Here is a 23,072-nt window from a genome sequence, read left to right as displayed (position 1 = left end):
CAAAAAAGCTCACTTTGGGGAGGAAGTGAGCTTTAAATGTATAGTATTTTGATAAAAGAATTATGATAACTTATTCTCTCTTTTTCTTAGAGCGCTTAATTCTTTCTGTAATTCTTCACCTTTATTTCTTTCAGTAACTAGTTCTCTACGCACCTGCATTTCTCTTTCCTGTGCTCTAGTTCTGAAATCATCAAACTCTGTCTGTAATGAATCATGATCTTTTTTGATCACGCTTACTGCTTGATTATTAGTCTGGAAACGAATTAATAAAACGATCACTACAATAATTAAAACAGCAATAACAGCAAAGGCAGTATACATTACCGAATACTTTGGTATATCCATACCAATGAGGTTAATGTAATCTCCCAGTTCGATTAATCTATCTTTTTCTCCTAAACGAGATTGCATTTCTTTTACTTCCTGCTGTGCTAAAGCTGTTTCTTTACGAGCGTCAATAGCATCAGAATAGGCAGTTTGAAGAGAATCTTCCACCAACACCCAATAATCATCCAACCAAGATTGTTTGATCATTCTATATTCTTTCCAACGTCCACCTCGTTTAGACATGAATTTATAACCTTCTAACAGGGTATCATCAGCAGGACCAGTCGGTTTAACTTTTGTAGTTGTATTAGTGGATGTCGTTGTTGTACTAGTAGAAGTACCTGAACCTGCAGTCTCTTGTGCGTAAGCTGTGGTTAAAGTCACCATCAGCACAAAAGTTGTAACTAATTTAATTATTCTTTTTAACATGCTAGTAATTTTTTTTAAGCTATCATTTTACAAATATAGAAATAGCAAACAAAAAAAAAGCCTTATAGCGAAAAACTATAAGGCTTTTGTTGTCCGACCAGGTCTCGAACCTGGACTCTTCTGAACCAAAATCAGACGTGTTGCCAATTACACCATCGGACAGTGTTTCAAAGAAAGGTCTCAAATATTTTCGGTAGTTGTCCGACCAGGTCTCGAACCTGGACTCTTCTGAACCAAAATCAGACGTGTTGCCAATTACACCATCGGACAATCTTCTGAGGCCGTTTCTCTGAAATGCGATGCAAATGTAGAGGGATAATTCTTACTATCCAAATTATTCTGAAAAATATTCCACAAATAAATGTAAATATTTAAAGATTCATTCGGGAGTGCTTACTGTTACCCATTACAATTTCCGTATTAATTTGTTGAATAAAATATTGTATATCAGTCTTTTCAACCTCTATAAAAAATTGATTTTGGGTACCATTCTTAAATTTCACCTCTAATTGAAAATTTCCTACAAATCCGAAATAAAATAACAATGATGCCCCCAGAAAAAGAGATAATCCAGTAAAAAGCGAGACACTTCCTATGTTGGCTGCTACCAATGATAAAGGTCCAACTATTCCTCCAACAAGCAGAGGAAGTATGAGTTTCTTTTTCTTCAAAGCAACAGACTGAATCATTTTCCTTTCGAATTTCCGATGGGTAGTGGGCAAAGAAATCTCTAAAAAGAAGCTAGAGAGTTTTAAGAAAAAATAGGAATCCAACTCATACTTTAAGTCTTCATTTTCCTCCATCTTCACCCAATTGTATTGGTAACTGTAAGAATAATAATAGCCATTGTTATCTTGAGTTAGATCACTTACGGTATAATCCTTTTGTACTGAAAAATATGGTTCTTCTTGAGACAATGCTTATTGGTGGACTCTAGTTACTAAAAAAAGATTTACAATCTACTTTACACCTAAATATACAATTGAATCTTGGTGCTTGTTCAAATAGTATATTTATTCCTATAAATTATTATTCCAAAAGTGACTTATATAAAATCTTTCTTCTACTTACACAACTTCTCCATTGAATTCACTCTTCCTCCACCTCTTACTGGGCTTCCACCAAAAACATAAATGCTTCCTTTATATAAAATAGCATTTGTACCATGTCTTCCTTCAATCATATCAGGCATAAGTGACCATTTATGAGTAGTCAGTTCTAAAATCTGTGTTTTATTAGATGCTTTAGGCTGAGCATTTTCACCTCCCATATATATCAGATAATTATCTAATTTCACAATACCTCCTGCGGCACTTGGATAAGGAAGGCGGTCTTCCAGTGTTACCCATTGCTGTGTATTAAAGTCATAAACATCAACAAAAGGATTTGTATACTTAAAGAATGCCGTAAAGTTATTTTTATAATGTACACTACTATTTCTTCCCCCAATAAGATAGAGCTTATCATTGGCCACAACTGCGTTGAAGTGATCTCTTAAGTGAGGAGCAGAAGTTAATTGTTTCCATGTCTTGGTCATTAAATCATAAACATCAAAGCGGTTGGAACAGCCTGAAGTATGGCCGTTGGTGATACCACAAGCAAGGTAAATTTTATTCTGATATAAAACGGCTCCACCACCACCTCTTCTTACTTCTTTAGGAATGACGCCTTGTTTTTTCCATTCATTTTTTTCAGGCTGATAAGTCCAAATGTGCTCTAAAGGTGTTTCTACTGGATAGTTCCCTTTCATGGCTCCCACAAAATAAATATGGTCTTGATAAGAAACCGCTTGAAAATGATGCATAAAAAAAGGAGCTTCACCTATCTTTTTCCAAGTATTAGAAGACGGGTCAAATACTTCTACTGCTTTTGATTCACGACCACCTATCAAATAGAATTTATCTTTATGAAGTACAAAAGAAGTTTCGTGCCTTCCTTGAACTATCTGATTTTGAGTTACGGAAGACCATTGATATTTTTCTAATAATTGACTTTGAAGGTCATTTTTCTGAGCAAAAACACTCAGTGAAACAATGAATAAATTGATAGTAATTAGAAGCTGTTTCATGTTCAATACTTTGATTAAGTTGAAAGAAAATCTGTCACTATGTCAATATGATCAAAAATGTCTGATTTAAAAAAAACCATCTTCACTGTCAATGCTTAGTATTTAGTGATCTGTTTATGTCTATATTGAAAGGTTGATGCATTTTCGTTTTTAATAGTAGTCCAATCACTCTTTGCAATGAATAAAAACGACATTAAAATCATCAAAACAAACTCTGAATCAAATAACTAAATCAAAAATAAACAATAGCTTGAAGACATTCCACGAAGTTTGAGTACTTAGAGAAGAAGATGACAGTGCTAACAAATTCGAAATTTGAATCAAATTGCTTGTAGAGAAACAATAATAAATTAATGAAGTATTGTAAATTTACTTCAAATTAGATTCAATGCATGCAAGAACTAAATTTACCTAAGTCAAAGGTCCGCTTAGAAGAAAAAAACGGAAAGCAGTATATTTTTGATCCAATACGGAAGAAAATGCTCCAACTTACTCCCGAAGAGTGGGTGAGACAGCAGTTTCTACAAATGTTGCTTTCCATGGGTGTTTCCAAAGGATTAGTAGGGATTGAAAGTGGACTAAAGGTAAATAAAAAAGCAAAGCGTTCGGATCTTCTCTTATATGATAGAAATGGTCAGCCATATCTGCTGATAGAATGCAAAGCTCCGTCTGTAAAACTAACGAATGAAACTTTTAAGCAAGTGGCCGCTTATAATGCCACACTGAAGGCTCCATTCATAGGTATCACCAATGGTCTACAGCATTATTTCTGCAAGATAGATTTTGAAAATTCTTCGTATCAGTTTTTAAAAGACTTACCATTACCTCCATACGTTAAAAAATAAGTTGTTCATAAAATATGGAATACTATAAATATACTTTTGTTCTACTTTTCTTGATTGCTTTAGGCTGTGGTGTAGAAGAAATCACGGGGCCAAGATTAGAACTGACTATTGTTTCTCCTAAAGTTAACCCTGTTACGGCACAAGCATTAGTCACAACACAGGACACAGTAGTCTATGAAGCAAGAGTAAGAGGCGGCGACACTACTTCTTATCAATGGATCGTTGACGGTGAAGTAATTGCCAATGGATTAGTCTCTGAACCAATTATGTATACGGAAGAAGGACAGCATATTGCAAGATTCTTTGCTTCAAATGAAAACTATGAATCTTTTGCTGAAATTCTCATCAATGTCATCAACAAGATTGCCACTTTTGAAGATTTGCCATTAGAAGATTATTCATTTTGGATTGGCAGTGGAAACACAGAACCTACTACGTTCAATTCTGGAGGTATCGACTTCCTCAATACCCCTCCTTCAGACACAACAGAATATGCCAACTTTGGGTATTCCAATATTATAGATTCTACCAAAACTGATTTTGTAGAATATGGAGCATATATTCTAACACAAAGCCGAAATCAATTTGGTATTGCTAGAATGGATACTTTACAGGAAGATATTAAAATCACTTTTGATACTTTATATTCTCCACTGAGTATTTCGCTGGCCAATAGTCCAAAAGTGGTTCGCTATGCAAGAGGTGATATATCTCCTGATTCGGCTTTCACAAACGGAGATTATTTTGATGTTGTCATTAAAGGTATAAATAATGACGGATCTATTACTTCAGACTCTGTTGCTACACGTATGATTGATAGAAGTGCATTTTCTTTAACCGTAGTAGGAGACTGGACTCCAATCGACCTCTCCGCATTAGGTAAAGTTAGAGGGTTGCAGTTCAGCATCAATACAACTGCCGTACATGAGAATACGGGTATTGAGTACATTGACAAGCGTTTCTGTATTGATGACCTTGTATTGATAGAAAACTCAGAGAGATTTAACAACACACCTTAAAAACTAAACACATGCTGAAAGTAATTGACTTGAAAAAATCTTTTAAAAGTTCAAAAGGAGAACTTGAAGTCATTAAAGGTATTTCTTTCGAAATCAAAGAAGGAGAAATTGTAGCAATTGTAGGCACTTCGGGTTCTGGCAAAACGACTTTACTTGGCCTTACGGCAGGCTTGGATGCACCTACTTCTGGACAAGTGATTTTAGACAATATCGACCTGACAACTCTTTCTGAAGATCAAAAGGCTGATATCAGAAACCAAAAGATCGGCTTTATCTTTCAAAACTTTCAGCTTTTACCTTCGCTTACTGCACTGGAAAATGTTTTGACGCCATTGGAATTAAGAGGAGAGAAGAATGTTAAAAATAGAGCGAAGGAAATTTTAAGTGAAGTAGGATTGGAGGGAAGAGAGACACACTATCCGCATCAACTTTCTGGTGGTGAACAGCAAAGAGTGGCTTTGGCTAGGGCTTTTGTCAGCAAGCCAAAAGTATTATTTGCTGATGAACCAACGGGCAACCTTGATGAAGAAACAAGTAGTCATGTAGAAAACCTTCTTTTTGAATTGAATAAAGACAAGGGCACAACGCTTATCATTGTTACTCACGATCAGGAATTGGCTAAAAAAGCCGACAGAGTGATTAGAATTAAAGATGGGTTGGTGGTTTAGTTTTACAATCATCCACCCCTGTTATTCCTGAATTATCACTTCTAGACTTCTATAACTTCAACTTTTCTAATTGCTATTTTTTTGCTGTATGTAACTTTACTTTTTTAACTGAATGAAATGAAATTTACTATACCATTATTATCACTTTTCTTGCTGATTAATTTTCAATCCTTAGGAAATACTGTTGAAGTAGATTCCTTATTAAAGGAACTTAAATTGGTGATGGAGAAAAGGGAACAGTATGATGAAATAAAAGAAAAAAGGGTATTTGAAATCAAAAAACTGCTGAAAGAATCAAATGTAAACCTTAATCATCAGTATGTTATCAATAAAAATCTGATCAAAGAGTATTATTCTTTCTCTTTTGATTCTACACTGCATTATATCAAACTTAATCAGAAGGTCTCCAAAAAGATGGAAAATGAAGAATACATCTTTGAGGCCAATTTGGAGTTAGCTTACCTACTTGCTTCCTCAAGACATTATAAACAAGCAGAAGATATATTGCAGGAAATTGCATTGGGCCGCCTGACGCCTGAGTTAAAGCAGAAGTACTACAACTGTTATGTAAAAATCTATTCTGATTTGGATTATTTTGCTTTAGATGACTCAAAAAGAATTTCTTACAGAGAAGAATATCTGCATTATGCTGATTCTATTGCTCAATATATCGATGAAAAATCAGATGAATTTCTTTATGCGAAGGAATGGAAGTATCTGGAAGATAAAAGATATAAAAAAGCGTTATCTGTCAACGCCGTTCGACTCGCAAAAACATATTCAGGAACTGAGAAATATTCCTATATCACATTTCAAAGGGCGATGATCTATGAAATGAGCCGTAAAAACAGGGATAAACAGAAAAAATATCTTATCCTTTCTGCAATTTCTGATATCAAGTCTTCAAGAAAAGATAATGCTTCACTAGCTAAACTGGCTTACCTAATTTATAATGAAGGTGATGTGGAGAAATCATATGAATTGATCAAGTTTTCTTTTGAGGATGCTCTATTTTATAATTCAAAAGTGAGGTATACTGAAATCGGAAATATCTTTTCCATTATTCTTGATACTTTTCAGCTTTATAAAAAAGAGGAAGATACACAGCTGAAATATGTGATCATCATTATTTCAGTGTTGGTAATCGGTCTTATTATTCTATCTGTATTTCTTTTCAAACAAATGAAAAAAATCATTGGGGTGAGGGATGAATTAAAGGAATCCAATGAAAAGATGGCTGTCGTAAATGAAAGACTGGAGAACACCATGGAACAGTTGAAGGTTTCTTATTCTAAAATTGCGAAAGCCAGCAGTATTAAAACCACTTATATTGGCAACTTCGTAAATATCTATGCTCAGTTTATTGATAAATTAGACAATTACAGACTGGATGTGAAAAAGCTGGTTACAGGTAGAAAGTATCAGCAATTATTAGAATTAGCCAAAGACAAAGAAAATATCAATGAGGAGATCAAAAATTTCCATCAGATGTTTGATACGACCTTCTTGAATATCTATCCAAACTTCATTGAAGAAGTCAATAAACTGTTGGAAGATGATCAGCATATTGTACTTGAAAACGGTGAGATCTTAAATACTGAATTAAGAATTTTGGCTTTGATCCGATTGGGAATTAAGGACAGTGCTCAAATTGCTCACCTTCTGAAATTCTCTGTCAACACCATTTATAATTATAGAGCCAAAGTGAAAGGGAAAGCTAAAGGGGACAGGAAAGAATTTGAAAAACAGATCCTGAAAATTGGAGCTTCAACCGACTTCAATGAATTACCTGCTGTAAAATAATTTTTAAGAGCATGAGGTTTAGAAAAAATCCCTCATGCCTCGATTCTTTACCAAATCCAAGATAATAAAAGTGTTCATAATACATATAAACCTAATTATTAAGGTCAATAATTACTGTAATTGATCCACTTTATGAAGTCAACAAAATCTCATTAATCAACTAATAATCAATGTTTTAAATATTACAACGATCCACTTTTTAACTGTATGAAGTATTTTTTGATTTTTTAGCCTTCTACATTTGTAATGATCAAAACAACCAAGGTTTCGTCGGAACTTAAAGTATCAGAGTAAAAGAAAATAAAGCTTTTGCTTTAGTACTTACATCGTAATCTATTTTTAGTATTACATTTTACAAAACAATCTATGGAAAATCTGTACTATTCACTTAAAGTAGTTAACAAGAGAACTATGGCCATAGGTATTTTATTTTTTCTGAGTCAAATCCTTTTCGCTCAAGAAAAAAGTTTAACTGGAGTTGTCAAAGATGATTCTGGAATGGAAATACCAGGCGTAAATGTATTTATTAAGGGAACAAAAAAAGGTTCTATTACTGGCTTTGATGGAAAATTCAAGATACTAGGGTATGAAAAAACTGACGTTCTTATTGTCAGTTATGTTGGAATGAAAACAAAAGAAATTCTTATTGGAGAGCAAACGCACATTGATGTAGTTCTTCAGGAAGACGCCCAACAACTAGATGAACTAATTATTGTTGGGTATGGTACTCAAGATAAAAAAGACATTACAGGGGCTGTAGGTCTAGCCACAAGTGAAGACTTTGAAGACCGCCCGAATCAACAGATCGGTAACCTGATACAAGGCAAAGTGGCAGGTGTAGAAATTGCATCTTCTTCAGGTAGCCCTTCACAAGGGTTGAGTTTGAGAATACGTGGTACCAACTCGTTTAAAGGTAGCAGTGAACCGTTATATGTAATTGATGGAGTTCCCACTACAGATACTCGTTCGCTAAACCCTGCCGATGTTGAATCAATTTCTATCTTGAAAGATGCCGCTTCTGCTGCTATTTACGGTGCACAAGGTGGTAATGGTGTAGTACTCATCACTACAAAACAAGGTAAGGTAGACGGTATGCATGTAAGCTTAGATGCTTATGGTGGCGTTTCTCAGGTCTGGAAAAAAATGGATGTTCTGAATGGTGATCAATATAGAGAATTGATGACTGAAATGGGACGAAATACAGACTGGGATCAATACAATGCCAACACTAACTGGCAAGATAAAGTATTCCAAGATGGAACCACACAAAACTACCAACTGTCGCTTTTAGGAAAATCCAATAAGACAAAATATTATGTTTCAGGTGGATGGATTGATGTAGTAGGTGCTGTAAGAAGTTCTGAAATGACAAGATCCAACTTCAAGATGAACTTAGATCAAGAAGTCAATGACTGGCTGACTTTAGGTACTAGAATCACTTATTCAGATTACAGTGATATATCTGTCAATGACAACTCTCCTGCTTCAAACGGCGGTGTTTTAATCGGCGCAATCAATACACCTCCTGTAATTGGTGTTTACAATGAAGATGGCACTTTCACTAGTAACCCTTTCCAGAACTGGGAAAACCCTCTCGCAAGTACTGATGGTTTAGATAGAAATTTCAATAGCAACAGAATGCTCGGTAATGCCTTTGTAGAGATCAAATTTCTTAAAGACTTTTCTTTCAAAACAAACTTAGGTATCGAGCAAAGTACAGGTATTTACGAATCATTCCTTGATCCTTACAGAACAAGTTATGGTAGAGCACTTAATGGAGAATCAATCAGTAATGTAGGCCGTTATTCTTATCAGATTTTTGATAACATACTGCGATACAACAAAGTGGTTAACAATCACAATATTGAAGTGATGGCGGGTCATGTTTATCAAAAATACTACTGGCAAGACAACTATGTCACAACAAGAAACTTTGCCAGTGATGGTATTACAACACCAAACGCAGGTTCTGAATTGATCACCGCTTCAGCAAGTGCCTCAGAAAAAGCCAACCTTTCTTATATCAGTAGATTGAATTATGCTTACAACGATAAATACCTTTTGACAGCCAACTTTAGAGCAGATGGTTCTAGCGTATTTGGACCTAATAAAAGATGGGGATATTTTCCATCAGTATCAGTTGGATGGAGGTTAAGTGAAGAAGGTTTTCTAAGAGACTCGGACTTGATCAGCAACCTAAAACTTCGTGCAGGATGGGGTATAGTTGGTAACGATAATATTGGTTCTTATGCCTATTTAGGTAGAGTTGGATCTGGTGCTAATTATGTTATTGGAGGGCAAGTTCTTCCTGGTATTTACCCTTCAACAGTTGAAAACCAAGACTTACAGTGGGAACAATCAGAACAGCAGAATATTGGTATTGACCTTGGTTTATTTGATGGAAGATTAGAATTCAATGTTGATGCTTATATCAAAAGAGCAAGTCACTTATTAGTAGATGCACCAATCCCAACTACTTCAGGTTTTGATAGAGCTGTACAAAACTTAGGTGCACTTGAAAACAGAGGTATGGAATTCAACATCAACTCTACAAACATTGATAAAAATGATTTGAAATGGACTACCAACTTCAACATTTCTTTCAATAGAAATAAAGTTATAAGCCTGCAAGGTGAAGAGGTATTCGGAGGCTATATCAACGATAGAGATAATGCAAGTATTGCGAGAGAAGGCCTTCCTTTAGGAACACTTTACGGTTATGTTTTTGACAAAGTTGATCCTGTAACGGGTAGAGCTTTATATCTCACTAAAGATGGAGAATCAACAGATAATCCTTCTGCTGATGACCGCACAATCATTGGAGACGCCAACCCTGATTTTATTTATGGTATGACCAATACCCTTACTTACAAAGGGTTTAGCTTAACAATTTTCCTTCAAGGATCACAGGGCAATCAAATGCTGAATGCCACTCGAATTGAAGGTGAAAGCATGAACACACCAAGTAATCAACTGACCACCGTACTGAACCGCTGGCAAAAGCCCGGTGACTTTACAGACATTCCTGCAGTTGAAGCTAGTGGAGGGGTAAACAACTCTAGAGTTTCGACAAGGTTTATCGAAGACGCCTCTTATCTAAGATTAAAAACGCTTTCATTGGCTTACACTTTACCTCAAGATTTATTGGATAAAGTACATGTAAAAGGTGCTAAAGTATATGTGACAGGTGAAAACTTATTTACCATCACCAACTACTCTGGCTTTGACCCTGAAGTGAACACTTTCGGTGGTGACAATCTTGCAAAAGGAATTGACTACGGTACATACCCTCAAACAAGAACCTTATTATTGGGTGTAAATCTCAAATTCTAAAATGAAGGATAAAATGATAAAGAAATTATTAATATCACTCGCTGTTATTTTGGGATTTACCCAATGTCATAGCGTATTGGACCTCAAACCAATTTCGGAAGAAACCAGTGAAACGGCTTATGAAAGAGGAAGTCAGGTGGAAGCAGGGCTAGTAGGGGTTTATGATACATTTGGCTCTTTGGAATACTATGTCTGGGACAAGTTGAACTTCCAGGATATGAGGGCAGACAATCACTACGCAGGTGGTGATACACCTGAACTTTTTGCCATTGATTTACTTGAAGTTGCCCCTACTAATGTAAGGCTTTTCGATACTTGGAAAGGTTTATATGATGCCATTTCCAAAGCCAACAATATTATTGAGAAAGCAGAAGAACTACAAGATCCTACCTTCTCAGATGAAAGAAGAGAACAGGTCATTGGGGAGGCGAAATTCTTAAGAGCATACCATTATTACAACCTTGTAAATATGTTTGGCGGTGTGCCGATCACATTAGAATTCATCAAGTCTGTAAGCCCTGAAGCATTGCATATTCCACGTGCTTCGGTAGATGAAGTATATGCTCAGATTATCACTGATCTGGAAGATGCCGTGAAAGTATTGCCTGATACATACGGTGGTGATCCTAGTGTGAATAAAGCTAGAGCTACTGCCGGCGCTGCCAATGCAATGCTAGCAAAAGTATACCTCCAAAAGCCTAATCCTGAGTATCAGAAAGCATTGAATCACATCAATGCAGTAGAGCAAAGCAGTGCAGGCTATAGATTGATTGACTACACGCATCTTTTTGATGGAATTCACCCTAACAACGCCGAGTCAATTTTAGAGATTCAGTTTTTAGGTCCTAATGCCGGAAGTTTTGGTCCTCAATTATTATTACCTCCTTCTATTTCAGGTGATACATGGAGAAAATTCCTCACACCATCACATGACCTTATCAATGCTTATGATGCTGAAGGTGATGCGATTAGAAAAAACGCTTCCACACTTTTTGAAGCTGTAGACTGGGTAGATGAATACTGGGGTAATGCTGTAGGCAGTACCATTCCTTTCTCTTATAAATGGAAAAATGCCAACGGATGGCAAAGTTCTGATAACGCTTACTTGATTCGTTTTGCTGATATCTTATTACTGAAGGCAGAAGCACTCGCTCATTTAGGACAACTCGGTGAGGCCGTCAATGAGGTGAATAAAGTAAGAAGAAGAGTAAGCTTGCTTGGATTGACAGCAGATAAAGTAGCCAACAAAGAGGTATTGCTTCAAGCTATTCTAGACGAAAGAAGATTGGAACTTGCCGCTGAAGGACACCGATGGGATGACCTTGTACGCTTCGGAAAAGCAGTAAGCACCATGAACGAGTTAGTTGAAATTGACTTGAGAACAGGAGAGAAGGTCAATTACAATATGACTGAAAATAAAATATTACTTCCTCTGCCACAACAAGAATTGGATCGTAATCCAAACTTAGAGCAGAACCCATTGTAATGAATTGAATAAACAACTAAGAACATGAAAATTAAAAATTATTACTTGATCGGAGCTTTTCTTTTTGGTTTAACAGCATGTAGTTCAGATGACGAGGGTGTCACTGCAACAGCTCCAAAAGCAGACTTTAGTTATACAGTTTCTGACAGCCAAGATGGTACGGTTACATTCACAGAATCTTGTGAAAACACCAAAGACTATGTTTGGGACTTCGGAGACGGTTCGGCAACTACCACAGAGCCTAATCCTACACACAAATATGACGAAACAGGTAATTATGATGTGTCACTAACAGCCATCGGAGAAGCTTCTTCTGATATGATTACAAAAGAAGTAGCCGTTACCATTGAGGCAGGAAGCGGAGAACCAACTTATGGTGAAAACTTAGTGAAAGGCAGTGAAATGGACAATGAAGCAGACTGGACTTTCAGACAGGTTTGGGATGGAGAAGGTAATGAAGTACTTCATCAATTTAAAGACGGAAAATTTGTTTTCAATATCCCTGAAGGCAACGAGTATTCTCAATCTTACCTTTATCAGGAAATTACAGGTCTTGAAGCTGGTAAAACATACAAATTCAATGCTCATGTAAAAGGTGCTGGAACAAGTGCAATCTGGTTTGAAACTTATTTCACCAACTTAAACCCTGCGGATTCTGATTTAGAAGGACAAGCAAGAGTATACTTATCTAGCTTCGGAGAGGAAGGTTCTACTTGTATTGTAAGTGAGTTTGATGGTGATATCAATGAAGTTTCTCAACAAGGATGTGCTAGTGCTGATGAAAGCCCTGTATTGATCAATGCTGACGGAACGTTCACACTTACTGCTGAAGAGTTAACTGAAAGTGGTTCATTCTACTTGGCATTCAAAGTGGGCTCAGGATGGGGTGAAGTCAGCTTCGGTAATGGAGTGGAACTAGACAACATCAGTATAGTAGAAGTAATGCAATAAATTATTTAAGAGGTTGCCACAAACAACATGTGGCAACCTTGAATATTAAACGAAACAACCTTTTCTATGACTCGCTTAGTACTGTATTTTTCAATCATTATAATGACTGCCTATCAAGCAGTTGGGCAATCAAAAGTAATTTTTTCAGAGAACTTTGAAACTAACAATCAGTTTTGGCTTCCATTATCCCTCGACGGATCTAATGGAAATTCTGTCATTAAAAATAACTCGCTTATTATCACAGCTGAAGAAAGCGGTAGGTTTGCCTCTTACTATTCTGATCAAACTTTCAGCGGACATTTTCATGTTGATATTGAGTTTTCAGAAGACAATCATATCGGGCTAGCTTTATTTAAAAATAAAAATGGAGCCCCTGACTTAGAAAATTACACTTTGCTTCAGGTAAAAAGTGATGAAAATAATCTTGTGACTGTTAACCTTAAAGATGTTCAAAACGGAGAGAAAAATGTACTGGACAATACAGGAAAAGTTAAGAGTGAACTATACAAACACACACTCACAGGAACAACGTATTCTAATCCTTTTACAGCAACTTCAAAAAAGCTAAGAATACTTAGACATGAAGGAGAACAATTTTTCCACTTTTATTATGGTGTAGGCAAAGAGGTGTATGGAAAATATGCTGAAAATTGGATGGAATTGCCTCCTTCAAAACTATGGGGAGAGGACAGCGAGTATTTTGTGGGGTTAGTAGGCGTGCATGGAGAGGCTGTTTTCAATAAAGTAACGGTCACTCAAGCTCCTTTACATGATCAAAGTGACTTGGAGACAGGTTTTAAAGCTACATGGAGAGAATACAATTGGTCAGGCTATTCTGGAAACGCACTTGTTGTCTCATTTGATGACAACTTTGAATATGCAAAGGAGGATAAGAAGTTTATCTTGTGGGAACAATCTAATTTTGTACCTGCATGGCATATCAACAAAGACACACATTATTCTTATGAATTTGTAGAAACATGGTGGGATGGTTCAGTAGGATGTTTTGAACCTATGTCAGACCGTTTATTAAGTCATTCAAAAGTAGAATTATTAGAAGATAATGCAATCCGTAAAGTGATTCACTGGCACTATGTTTTAATGGATCCTGATTATAAAATTCCTGACTACGAACACGGAACTCAGCTTCCTGAAGTGGACGAGTATTATACGATTTATGCCAACGGTACGGTCATCAGACGCATTGAATACACTCCTAAACTGGATACTAGTTTTAGAAAATGGCATGAATTAACGGAACCTATGTTGATCGCTGGAAACAATCATAAGCCTATTGACTTATTAAGTGTTCCTGCAGTAAGTCTTTATTCTTCTTTTGAGGATAAAATGACCTCATTTGACATTAGAACCAACAAAGATTATAAAAACGACGATAATCTAGGCCCAACGATCATATATGGACATATCAAAGATGAGCCAGATGCTTTCAACGTATTTTCTGATGATGCTAGCGTTCCTGAAACTTTCGGAGGGAACAAACTCAATTATAAAATTGACTGGCATAATGCCAACTTAAGGTTCGCCCATTGGCCTATAAATAAAGAACCTTACGAAAAACCACATAAATCATGGGCGAGATGGCAAGAGCAAATTGCACATACGTCACTTGTTGGGATGGGTGTTTACGGAGGAACTGACTGGAAAAGTAACTACTTGGAAAGAGAAAACGGTAGAAAATACAGAAAATGGTTGATGATGGCCGGCCTATCTCCAAAAAATAATACGGCTTATGCTAAAGATTTAACGCAGTCATGGTTGTACTCCGGTTTTGTCATTATGCAAGATGACTCCTGTCAGTTCAAAGGATATTCTTATGATGACCGTTGGTTTGAGTTTACTGCTTTGGAAGAAAAAGCGAGTGCTTACTTTAACCTTTCTCCGGATAAGAAAATGGTACAGCCTCTTTTCAAAATCAACGAATGGAAACAAGATGAGGTGTATATTAATATCAATGGAAAGAATGTCAGTTCAGAAGATTATTACTTCATCAAAGAAGACAATTATATTATAGTTCAATTGAAATTAGACATCAACGAAAGCTCTAAAATCAAAATTTCAAGCAGTACCATCAAAGAAGAAAATCCCATTACAGATCTCCCTTCTAATGATTTGGGACAAAAAGTAAAAGTGATCCCTAACCCTGTACTTGGGGATCACTTTTCAATAGAATCTCAACTTCAAGGCAAACAGCACCTTCAAATTCTAAATTTAAGTGGCAGTGTATTATTAGAAAAGGAACTTCATTCTGTAAAAAGTACAATAGCAGTAGACGGATGGACGAAAGGAATATATATCGTAAACCTAATACACGACAGAGGTATGGTCTCTAAAAAAGTCGTCATGAAATAATCATTAAAGTAATTAATAGAGATGTGTGACCTCTTTTTCAAAAAGAGATAGGGCGGTTACACCCTTCAAATAAAAAATCAACTACAGAAATCATGAAAACAATCTTATTTTACCTGGTCAATTTACTCTTGATCGCTCAAGTAGCATTAGGAAGTAATAGTGAAATAATACAATTACATAAAGGTTGGAGTTTTAAACAAGTCAATACTACCAAATGGCATAAAGCGTCGGTACCAGGAACGGTACATTCTGACCTTATCAATAACAAAATTATCAAAGACCCTTTCTACAGAGTAAATGAAAAAGCCGTGCAATGGGTAGGGGAAAAAGACTGGGAGTACAAAACGAACTTCACTGTCAGCAAAGTAACTTTAGCAAAAGATAATATCTCCCTTAATTTTGACGGATTAGATACTTACGCAGATGTCTACATCAATGACATTTTGGTCTTAGAAGCCAACAATATGCACAGAGGTTGGAAAGTGGACTGCAAAGAATTACTGAGAGAAGGTGAAAATACGGTAAGAGTTTATTTTCACTCTGTCTTCAAAAAAGATATGCCCAAGTATTTAAATGCTCCTTTCAAACTTCAAGCATGGCCAAATAACGATCAAAACTCTGAAATTTGGTTGAGTCTTTATTCAAGAAAAGCAGGTTTCCACTTCGGTTGGGACTGGGGACCTCGATTAATCACTTCTGGTATTTGGAGACCTGTTTATTTGGAAGCATGGAACAACTTCAAGCTGGAAGACGTCCAAATTACTTCAGAGAAAGTAAGCAAGAAACAAGCTACAGTAAAGGCTGTTTATGAAATCATTGCAAGTAAAGCACAAAAGGGAGCAAGCCTTGAAATTGCCCATAAAGGAAAAGTATATGGCACTAAAACTTTTGATTTAAAAGAAGGACAAAACTTAATTCCAGTAACATTCAATATTAAAAACCCAAAACTTTGGTGGTCAAAAGGCTTAGGTGATCCGCATCTTTATACTTTTGACTGTACTGTAAAATCTGCCTCTAAATCTGTCACTCAAAAGGTAAGAACAGGTATCCGTTCTATCAGAGTGATTAAAGAAGAAGATGCTATCGGCAAAAGCATGACAGTGGAGTTGAACGGAGTGAAAGTGTTTATGAAAGGGGCAAACTATATTCCTCTACACAATTTACAAGATCAAGTTACGGAAGAGAAATACAGATACTATATACAACAAGCTGTAGATGCCAATATGAACATGTTGAGAGTTTGGGGTGGCGGTATTTATGAAGAAGATATTTTCTATGATTTGTGTGATGAAAATGGCCTATTGGTTTGGCAAGATATTATGTTTGCATGCGGAATGTTCCCTGCTGATCAAGACTACTTACAATCTGTAACAGAAGAGGTAAAATATAATGTCAAAAGGTTAAGAAATCACCCAAGTATTGCTTTATGGAATGGTAATAATGAAAACGAAATCTCATGGCATGAGTGGGGATGGAAACATAAATACACTGATGAAGAGCAAAAAATTTATATCGGAAACTTAAAGAAATTGTTCTACAATGTCATTCCTGATGCTATTGCCACAATGGATCAAACGAGACATTATCACCCTACTTCTCCAAACACAGGATATAACAACATTTCAGAAAATTATGGTGATGTTCACTTATGGCATACCAAAGGGGATACACCACTTACGGTTTATGATGAAGTAGTAGGGCGTTTTATGTCTGAATACGGTTTTCAGTCTTACCCTGAAATGAAGACGATCAAGAAATTCACTCAGAAATGGGAGAGAAATAAAACATCGGAAGTGATGTTTGCACACAATAGAGCCAAGCAAGATCAGACAAGAGATCCAAACTTTGGCAATCAAGCCATTGAAAGAAAAATGGAAACCTACTATGGTATTCCAAAGGATTTTGAAACTTATGTGTACCGAAGTCAGATCCTTCATGCCAAAGCAACAAAAATAGCGATTGAGGCACACCGTAGAAATATGCCGAAATGTATGGGTACGTTATACTGGCAATTGAACGATTGCTGGCCTGCGATCTCATGGTCTACCATTGATTATTATGGTAATTGGAAAGCACCTCATTATACGGTAAGAGATGTTTATCAAGAAGTGATTGCTCCAGTGATTATCGAAGATGGAAAATTGAACATCTACTTGGTTTCTGACCGTTTGAAGGACATCAAAGGAGAATTAGTTGTGACTTTAATGAAACACGATGGAACGGTATTAAATGATCAGAAACTAAATGTTCTAGTCGAGAAAAATAATAGCAAGATCTACTTTGGAGCAGATGCTGAAAAATTCTTGAATAGAGCACAAAAGAATGATGTTGTACTTCAAGTGCAGTTGCTTGAAAATGATAAAGTCATTACTGAAAATCATTTTGACTTTGTGGTTGAAAAAGAAATGAATTTGAAAGCTGATGTTGTAAAAAGCAGTGCTAAAAATATGAATGGTACGATCACTATTACACTTTCTGCTTCAAGTTATGCGAAAAATGTATTCCTATCTTATAAAGAAGCGGAAGGTCATTTCTCTAACAATTACCTTGATCTTCTACCCAACCAGGAAGTAGAAATCACTTTTACGCCTAAAGAAGGAAGCACTCCAAAAGATTTGATTATCAGATCTTACGCAGACTTCAACAACGACAATATTCTGAACCAATGATAAATCGAAATATATTGAAAGGTTTGCTGGCTATTTTACTGGCAAGCCTTTTCTCCTCTTGTGTTTCAAAAGCAGTCGACAAAGATCATATCACACTCCAAAATGATTTTTTAAAAGTGATGGCGAAAACACATGGAGCCGAACTAACAAGCATTTATTCTGACAGCAAAAAAGTAGAATACTTATGGCAAGGCGACTCCATATCATGGGCAGATCATGCCATATTACAATTCCCAATAGTTTGTGACTTAAAAGACGGATTCTATAAATACAACAATAAAGACTACCCGATGATGTCGCATGGTTTTGCACGACTCAGTATTTTCGAAACAGTACAATCGAGCAATACGTCTGTCACTTTTCAATTAAAAAGTTCTGAAGAAACCAAGCGATATTATCCATTCGATTTTACGTATGAAGTGTGCTACACATTGCATCAGAATCAATTGAATGTCGCTTTTAAAGTAGTCAATGAAGGAGAGGAAACCCTATACTTTTCATCCGGCTATCATCCTGGGTTTAATATTCCATTACATCAGGATGAAACATTTGAAGATTATCAATTAACCTTCAGTAAAGTTGAAAATTTAAAGAGCTTAACGTTGAAAAATGGATTAATCAGTGATCAAGAAAGAGATTTCCTTAACAATTCATCTTCTCTATCACTTTCAAAATCACTTTTCAAAGAAGATGTTTTTATTGTTGAAAATCCTCAATCCTCCACCATCAAACTTTCAAATAAAAACAATACAAAAGACAGTTCTTCTATAGAAATGACCATCGAAAATGTTCCTTATTTAGGCGTTTGGTCACCTTCTAATGAAAGTCCTTTTGTTTGCCTAGAACCTTGGTATGGTTTACCGGATTATGAAGATTTCAATCAAGATATCACCAACAAAAAAGGTATTAAAGCATTGGGAGCGGGTGAGGTTTTTAGTTGGAGTACAACAATGACTTTCAATTAAATCATATAATGTAATAGATGCGTGTCTTCCTTCATGGAAGTTTTTAGAGGAAAGGGTTGTTTTCAGCTCTTTCCTTTTTATACATTCAACTTCTACTAAAGTATTACAAATGGGTTACTTAACAAGATTTGATAATGACCTAGGTATTTCCACATTAGCTATATCTAAAATAGAGTCAACATTTATTCCTACACTATCAACAGATTCTAAGGTTACATAATAATAGACTATCTCATTATTGATATTCAATATACTATCAATATTAAGAATCTTAGTAAGGTGCTTTCCCCCGTTAATATGAGACATTTCTACATAGGTACTCGTTTTTTCTGAAATAGTTTCGGATAGACCTAGTGGCATTTTCAATTTTGCTTTATATACGAAGTCTGCTTTTTTATGTAACTCAATTTTCGCTTCAAAATTAGAATCCCATTTTCTTGTGATAAAGAACAAACTGCAAAACAATACAAGTATCAAAATTATCAATATCCCTAACCTCATCATCCAAGGTAGTTCTTGATCTAATAATTCTTGAACTTTCTTACTTCTTAAAAGATGGTTTTTATCAAATGTGTTCATTAATCTCCTAACTCTAATTGGTTTTTTACAAGATGATAATATGCTCCTCTGACCATTGTTAACGATTCATGATTACCTATTTCTTTTACCTTACCTTTTTCTAAAACAACAATCTGATCAGCATATTTTACAGTACTAAGTCGGTGTGCAATTACAATAACAGTTTTTCCTTGATAAAAACTTTCGAGATTTTCGGTGATTTGTTTTTCATTATTTGCATCTAGAGAATTTGTAGCTTCGTCTAAAAATAAAAAATTAGGATTTTTATAAATGGCCCTTGCAATTAATATTCTTTGCTTTTGCCCTCGGCTAAGCTCTTGTCCTTCTTCTCCAATAACAGTGTCATATTTCAGAGGTAAACTATCAACAAAAATATCTATACAAGCCATCTTTGAAGAATATAATAACCTTTCAGCATCAAACTCTGAACCTACAATAATGTTATTCGCTATTGAATCAGAAAAAATAAAACCTTCTTGCATTACTGCTCCACATTGATTTCTCCATATATCAGTTTTAAAATTTGATAAGTTTGTATTTCCAACTTTTATTTCTCCTGAACTCACTTCGTAATACTGAAGCAATAATTTAATTAATGTCGTTTTACCACTTCCACTAGCTCCTACAATTGCTGTCACCTTCCCTTTAGGAATAAATAAAGAAATATCCTCCAGTGCAAATGATGAGTACTTGTTATATTTAAAAGAGAGATTATTAAGGATCAAGTTATCATTGTCTATTTTAATACTTCTATCTTCTTGATCATTACTTCTATTCTCGTTTTTCTTTAAATGAATATCATTAATTCTTTCTAAACTGATTTGTGTATTCTGGAAATCGTATATAAAACTTATTACCTGATCAATCGGTGCTTTAAGCTGTCCTATTATATATTGAATGGCCAACATCATACCCAAAGTTATTTCTCCATTAACCACTGAAGTGGCAGCGATAATAGTAATCAATATATTTTTAGATTCATCGATAAGAACATTACCTGAGGTTTGGATCTGTTCTAACTTTAAAAAGCTAATATTAGTTTTAAAAAGGTCTGTCTGTAAATCTTCCCATTCCCATCGTTTTTGTTTCTCGTAGTTTTGAAGTTTTATTTCCTGGATACCAGATATCAATTGGTAAGTTTTACTTTGACTAAGTGCTTTTTGTTCAAACATTTTATAGTCAAGTTCTCTTCTCTTTCTCAAAAAGAAAAAAATCCATAGGGTATATAAAAAACTACCAGCTAAAAAAATTGAGAATATTTTAAGGCTATAAACAGCTAATACAGAACCAAATGCAATGAATGTAAAAAATGAATAGACAATGTTTTGAATATGGAAAGATAAAAATTGTTCAACTCTATCATGATCACTTATTCGCTGTAAAATATCACCTATTAATTTTGTATCAAAAAAGCTCATAGGTAGCTTCATCAACTTAATAAAGAAATCTGAAACCAATGATATATTAATTCTTGTACTGATATGTAGTAAAATCCATTTCTGAATAAAATCTCCAAACATCCGACTTATTATTAGCCCCATTTGAGCTATCAATATCAAATATATAAAATCGATGTCATGGTTTTTTATTCCAACATCAACAATTGATTGAGTTAGTAAAGGAAGAAGAATCTGGATAAAACTTGTAAGAAGGATACCAAAAAATAGCTGTAGAAAGTATTTCTTATACTTTTTTAGATACAGTAAAATATACTTCAAACTCATTGAAAAAGATCCTTCTTCTTCTATAGATTCAAAATTTTCAGAAGGGGTAGCCAATAGAACAGTTCCAGAATGAAGTGTGTCATTTGCTTTTTCACCCCAATATTTTAAAAAATCATTTTTCTTAAAGCTTTTATAACCCGCTCCAGGGTCTGCAATGTAGAACTTAGATGTATTTGAAAATGTATCTTTCTTAATCTTATATAGAACGACAAAATGGTTTTGTTCCCAATGCAAAATACATGGTAAAGGAACATCCTCTTCTAGTTGATCAATACTAACATTACAACCTATTGTAGAGAAACCTAAAGATTTTAAAGCATCGTCAATACCTAGTAAAGAGACCCCATCTGTAGCAATCGAACACAATTCCCTCAAAGAGTCTAATGAATAATTTTTCCCATAATATTTAGTAAGCATCCTAACGCAAGCTGGCCCACAATCCATTTGGTCATATTGCCTATATAATTTAAATTTTCTCAACATTTTCAGATAAAAACATACTTAAAATAATATCATCTTTTTTAGCCTCGTCAAAATCATTTACACAATAATCTTTGTCCACGTGTTCTATCATATTTTGACTACAGCCTCCTCCACAAATAGGTAATATTCTACATTCAAGGCATGCTTTATTTTTAAGCTTATGTTCCATTCTAAATGTTCGCTTTTCATTCCACTCAACAACTCCCTCATCATTTAGTATACCTTCTTTATTCTCATCTGTGAAATCTCTGGCATTGCATTTATAGACATTCCCATCATAATTTATCGTTGCCTGATTAAATTTATCAGCATAACATGAATTTTCAACACGATCAGATAATAAAGCATCTGGCAATGAAAATCCTTTATTTGTAGCTAAGGATAAAAATGTAGAAACTTTTTCACCTAAATTATTATTACTCTCCTGCCATACTTTATTCAAAGAGAAGGTAATCAATGACCTGTACTCTAATTCTAAATCTTCAAGGTCTTCAAAAACTAAATCTAATTCTTTAAGGTTTTTCTCAGTGTAATTGATTCTCAATACAACTGACATTTTATTACGGACTATCTTCTTAATATTCTCAACGATTTTATCATATGATCCTTTGGTCTTTGAAACAAAACGAACTTTATCGTGTTCATCCCTATTTCCATCCAAAGTGATTTGAAAACCATTAACCTTATACTTTAAGAAATCCTGAATCATATCATCACTAATGAGATAACCATTCGTTGTGAAATTTAATAATAATATAATACCTCTTTGCTGAGCTTTTTTAAAAGCATAATCCATAATTGGCAATACACTTTTCTTGTAATCAAGTAATGGTTCTCCTCCAAAAAACTGAATAGTATATTTTGTTATTTTCTTATTTTTTTCGAGGGTATTTTCTATAAACTTTTTTATTTTTTGTAATGAAGCATCTGAAATATGGGAGTTTTTTTTGTGAGTTTCATAGCAATACCAACAACCAAAATTACAGTTCATAGTAGAATTGATTATCAAATAATATTCTTCTTCATTATAGTTTACTTCATCAATTCTTTGTCTAACTTTTTCTATCTCATTATCAGATTGTTTTACAAAGAATCCTAGTTCCACTAATTGTTGATAGAAATCAGGGTGAATTTCCCTCAAGCCTTCCAAATTGTCCTCATTCTTAGCCGCTTCAATCAACTCTTTCAAAAGAGGATTAAGATACATGAATTTGTTAGTGAAGGCATTATGCAATATATAGTTGTTTTTATAAGAAAGTATAGAGTTAAATTGGCTGTATAGCATAGTAAATAAATTGATAGAACATCAATGGAGAAGATAAACTTCTCCATTGAAATAGTTAGAAATTAGGC

The 23,072-nt window shown here is 34.9% G+C and carries 16 protein-coding genes and 2 tRNA genes; 10 read left to right on the top strand and 8 right to left on the bottom strand.

Annotated elements, in window-relative coordinates; translation table 11 throughout:
* Positions 1-60 precede the first annotated feature (60 nt).
* From AVL50_RS25415 to AVL50_RS25395, 5 genes are all read right to left on the bottom strand, one after another.
* Positions 61-756, bottom strand: a complete 696-nt coding sequence (locus AVL50_RS25415) for a hypothetical protein (RefSeq protein WP_157491544.1) — start codon at positions 754-756, stop codon at positions 61-63.
* An 89-nt stretch (positions 757-845) separates the two neighbouring features.
* Positions 846-918, bottom strand: a tRNA-Gln gene (locus AVL50_RS25410).
* A gap of 35 nt (positions 919-953) precedes the next feature.
* Positions 954-1,026, bottom strand: a tRNA-Gln gene (locus AVL50_RS25405).
* A 101-nt stretch (positions 1,027-1,127) separates the two neighbouring features.
* Positions 1,128-1,673: a hypothetical protein gene (locus AVL50_RS25400; RefSeq protein WP_062619714.1), complete on the bottom strand. Its 546-nt coding sequence runs from the start codon at positions 1,671-1,673 to the stop codon at positions 1,128-1,130.
* 146 nt (positions 1,674-1,819) lie between these two features.
* The gene (locus tag AVL50_RS25395; protein ID WP_062619712.1) at positions 1,820-2,824 is read right to left on the bottom strand and encodes a kelch repeat-containing protein; all 1,005 of its coding nucleotides are present in this window, start codon (positions 2,822-2,824) and stop codon (positions 1,820-1,822) included.
* Positions 2,825-3,216: 392 nt separating this feature from the next.
* Here AVL50_RS25395 and AVL50_RS25390 point away from each other — a divergent pair, with 392 nt between their 5' ends.
* The 10 genes from AVL50_RS25390 to AVL50_RS25345 all read left to right on the top strand — a co-directional run bounded on the left by AVL50_RS25390 (position 3,217) and on the right by AVL50_RS25345 (position 18,933).
* Positions 3,217-3,669, top strand: coding sequence for a type I restriction enzyme HsdR N-terminal domain-containing protein (locus tag AVL50_RS25390; RefSeq protein WP_062619711.1), 453 nt, complete (start codon positions 3,217-3,219; stop codon positions 3,667-3,669).
* A 14-nt stretch (positions 3,670-3,683) separates the two neighbouring features.
* A complete protein-coding gene (locus AVL50_RS25385; protein WP_082796010.1) occupies positions 3,684-4,688 on the top strand; it encodes a DUF4465 domain-containing protein in 1,005 nt (334 codons plus the stop codon).
* An 11-nt stretch (positions 4,689-4,699) separates the two neighbouring features.
* Positions 4,700-5,356 carry an ABC transporter ATP-binding protein gene (locus tag AVL50_RS25380; protein WP_062619707.1) on the top strand — a complete coding sequence of 219 codons (657 nt, stop codon included), beginning with the start codon at positions 4,700-4,702 and terminating at the stop codon, positions 5,354-5,356.
* 117 nt (positions 5,357-5,473) lie between these two features.
* Positions 5,474-7,159: a DUF6377 domain-containing protein gene (locus AVL50_RS25375; RefSeq protein ID WP_062619705.1), complete on the top strand. Its 1,686-nt coding sequence runs from the start codon at positions 5,474-5,476 to the stop codon at positions 7,157-7,159.
* Positions 7,160-7,525: 366 nt separating this feature from the next.
* Positions 7,526-10,492 carry a TonB-dependent receptor gene (locus AVL50_RS25370; RefSeq protein ID WP_062619704.1) on the top strand — a complete coding sequence of 989 codons (2,967 nt, stop codon included), beginning with the start codon at positions 7,526-7,528 and terminating at the stop codon, positions 10,490-10,492.
* A 13-nt stretch (positions 10,493-10,505) separates the two neighbouring features.
* Complete coding sequence (locus AVL50_RS25365) at positions 10,506-11,978, top strand: RagB/SusD family nutrient uptake outer membrane protein (RefSeq protein WP_253764323.1); 1,473 nt, start codon at positions 10,506-10,508, stop codon at positions 11,976-11,978.
* A 24-nt stretch (positions 11,979-12,002) separates the two neighbouring features.
* On the top strand, positions 12,003-12,929 hold the full coding sequence (locus AVL50_RS25360; protein ID WP_062619699.1) for a PKD domain-containing protein: 927 nt from the start codon (positions 12,003-12,005) through the stop codon (positions 12,927-12,929).
* A gap of 66 nt (positions 12,930-12,995) precedes the next feature.
* A complete protein-coding gene (locus tag AVL50_RS25355; RefSeq protein ID WP_082796009.1) occupies positions 12,996-15,299 on the top strand; it encodes a T9SS type A sorting domain-containing protein in 2,304 nt (767 codons plus the stop codon).
* Between the two features lie 92 nt (positions 15,300-15,391).
* A complete protein-coding gene (locus AVL50_RS25350; protein ID WP_062619695.1) occupies positions 15,392-17,968 on the top strand; it encodes a glycoside hydrolase family 2 protein in 2,577 nt (858 codons plus the stop codon).
* Complete coding sequence (locus AVL50_RS25345) at positions 17,965-18,933, top strand: aldose 1-epimerase family protein (RefSeq protein WP_062619693.1); 969 nt, start codon at positions 17,965-17,967, stop codon at positions 18,931-18,933. Before AVL50_RS25350 ends, AVL50_RS25345 begins: the two co-directional genes overlap by 4 nt.
* 114 nt (positions 18,934-19,047) lie before the next feature.
* Here AVL50_RS25345 and AVL50_RS25340 read toward each other — a convergent pair whose 3' ends face one another.
* Genes AVL50_RS25340 through AVL50_RS25330 form a run of 3 tightly spaced genes read right to left on the bottom strand, consistent with a single transcriptional unit; the run spans position 19,048 to position 23,004 of the window.
* Positions 19,048-19,512: a hypothetical protein gene (locus tag AVL50_RS25340; protein ID WP_062619691.1), complete on the bottom strand. Its 465-nt coding sequence runs from the start codon at positions 19,510-19,512 to the stop codon at positions 19,048-19,050.
* Complete coding sequence (locus AVL50_RS25335) at positions 19,512-21,719, bottom strand: peptidase domain-containing ABC transporter (protein ID WP_062619688.1); 2,208 nt, start codon at positions 21,717-21,719, stop codon at positions 19,512-19,514. Before AVL50_RS25335 ends, AVL50_RS25340 begins: the two co-directional genes overlap by 1 nt.
* The gene (locus tag AVL50_RS25330; protein ID WP_082796008.1) at positions 21,703-23,004 is read right to left on the bottom strand and encodes a radical SAM/SPASM domain-containing protein; all 1,302 of its coding nucleotides are present in this window, start codon (positions 23,002-23,004) and stop codon (positions 21,703-21,705) included. Before AVL50_RS25330 ends, AVL50_RS25335 begins: the two co-directional genes overlap by 17 nt.
* Between the last annotated feature and the right edge of the window lie 68 nt (positions 23,005-23,072).

Origin of the sequence: Flammeovirga sp. SJP92 (genome assembly GCF_001583495.1) — a bacterium.
Lineage (GTDB): Bacteria > Bacteroidota > Bacteroidia > Cytophagales > Flammeovirgaceae > Flammeovirga.
This window is presented reverse-complemented; position numbering and strand designations above follow the sequence as displayed.

Excerpts from the sequence above, each read along its gene's own strand:
- AVL50_RS25390 (WP_062619711.1), top strand. The coding sequence starts at position 3,217 with ATGCAAGAACTAAATTTACCTAAGTCAAAGGTCCGCTTAGAAGAAAAA.
- AVL50_RS25395 (WP_062619712.1), bottom strand. The coding sequence starts at position 2,824 with ATGAAACAGCTTCTAATTACTATCAATTTATTCATTGTTTCACTGAGT.
- AVL50_RS25385 (WP_082796010.1), top strand. The coding sequence starts at position 3,684 with ATGGAATACTATAAATATACTTTTGTTCTACTTTTCTTGATTGCTTTA.
- AVL50_RS25415 (WP_157491544.1), bottom strand. The coding sequence starts at position 756 with ATGTTAAAAAGAATAATTAAATTAGTTACAACTTTTGTGCTGATGGTG.
- AVL50_RS25375 (WP_062619705.1), top strand. The coding sequence starts at position 5,474 with ATGAAATTTACTATACCATTATTATCACTTTTCTTGCTGATTAATTTT.
- AVL50_RS25370 (WP_062619704.1), top strand. The coding sequence starts at position 7,526 with ATGGAAAATCTGTACTATTCACTTAAAGTAGTTAACAAGAGAACTATG.
- AVL50_RS25355 (WP_082796009.1), top strand. The coding sequence starts at position 12,996 with ATGACTCGCTTAGTACTGTATTTTTCAATCATTATAATGACTGCCTAT.
- AVL50_RS25380 (WP_062619707.1), top strand. The coding sequence starts at position 4,700 with ATGCTGAAAGTAATTGACTTGAAAAAATCTTTTAAAAGTTCAAAAGGA.
- AVL50_RS25350 (WP_062619695.1), top strand. The coding sequence starts at position 15,392 with ATGAAAACAATCTTATTTTACCTGGTCAATTTACTCTTGATCGCTCAA.
- AVL50_RS25365 (WP_253764323.1), top strand. The coding sequence starts at position 10,506 with ATGATAAAGAAATTATTAATATCACTCGCTGTTATTTTGGGATTTACC.
- AVL50_RS25340 (WP_062619691.1), bottom strand. The coding sequence starts at position 19,512 with ATGAACACATTTGATAAAAACCATCTTTTAAGAAGTAAGAAAGTTCAA.
- AVL50_RS25330 (WP_082796008.1), bottom strand. The coding sequence starts at position 23,004 with ATGCTATACAGCCAATTTAACTCTATACTTTCTTATAAAAACAACTAT.
- AVL50_RS25345 (WP_062619693.1), top strand. The coding sequence starts at position 17,965 with ATGATAAATCGAAATATATTGAAAGGTTTGCTGGCTATTTTACTGGCA.
- AVL50_RS25335 (WP_062619688.1), bottom strand. The coding sequence starts at position 21,719 with ATGTTGAGAAAATTTAAATTATATAGGCAATATGACCAAATGGATTGT.
- AVL50_RS25360 (WP_062619699.1), top strand. The coding sequence starts at position 12,003 with ATGAAAATTAAAAATTATTACTTGATCGGAGCTTTTCTTTTTGGTTTA.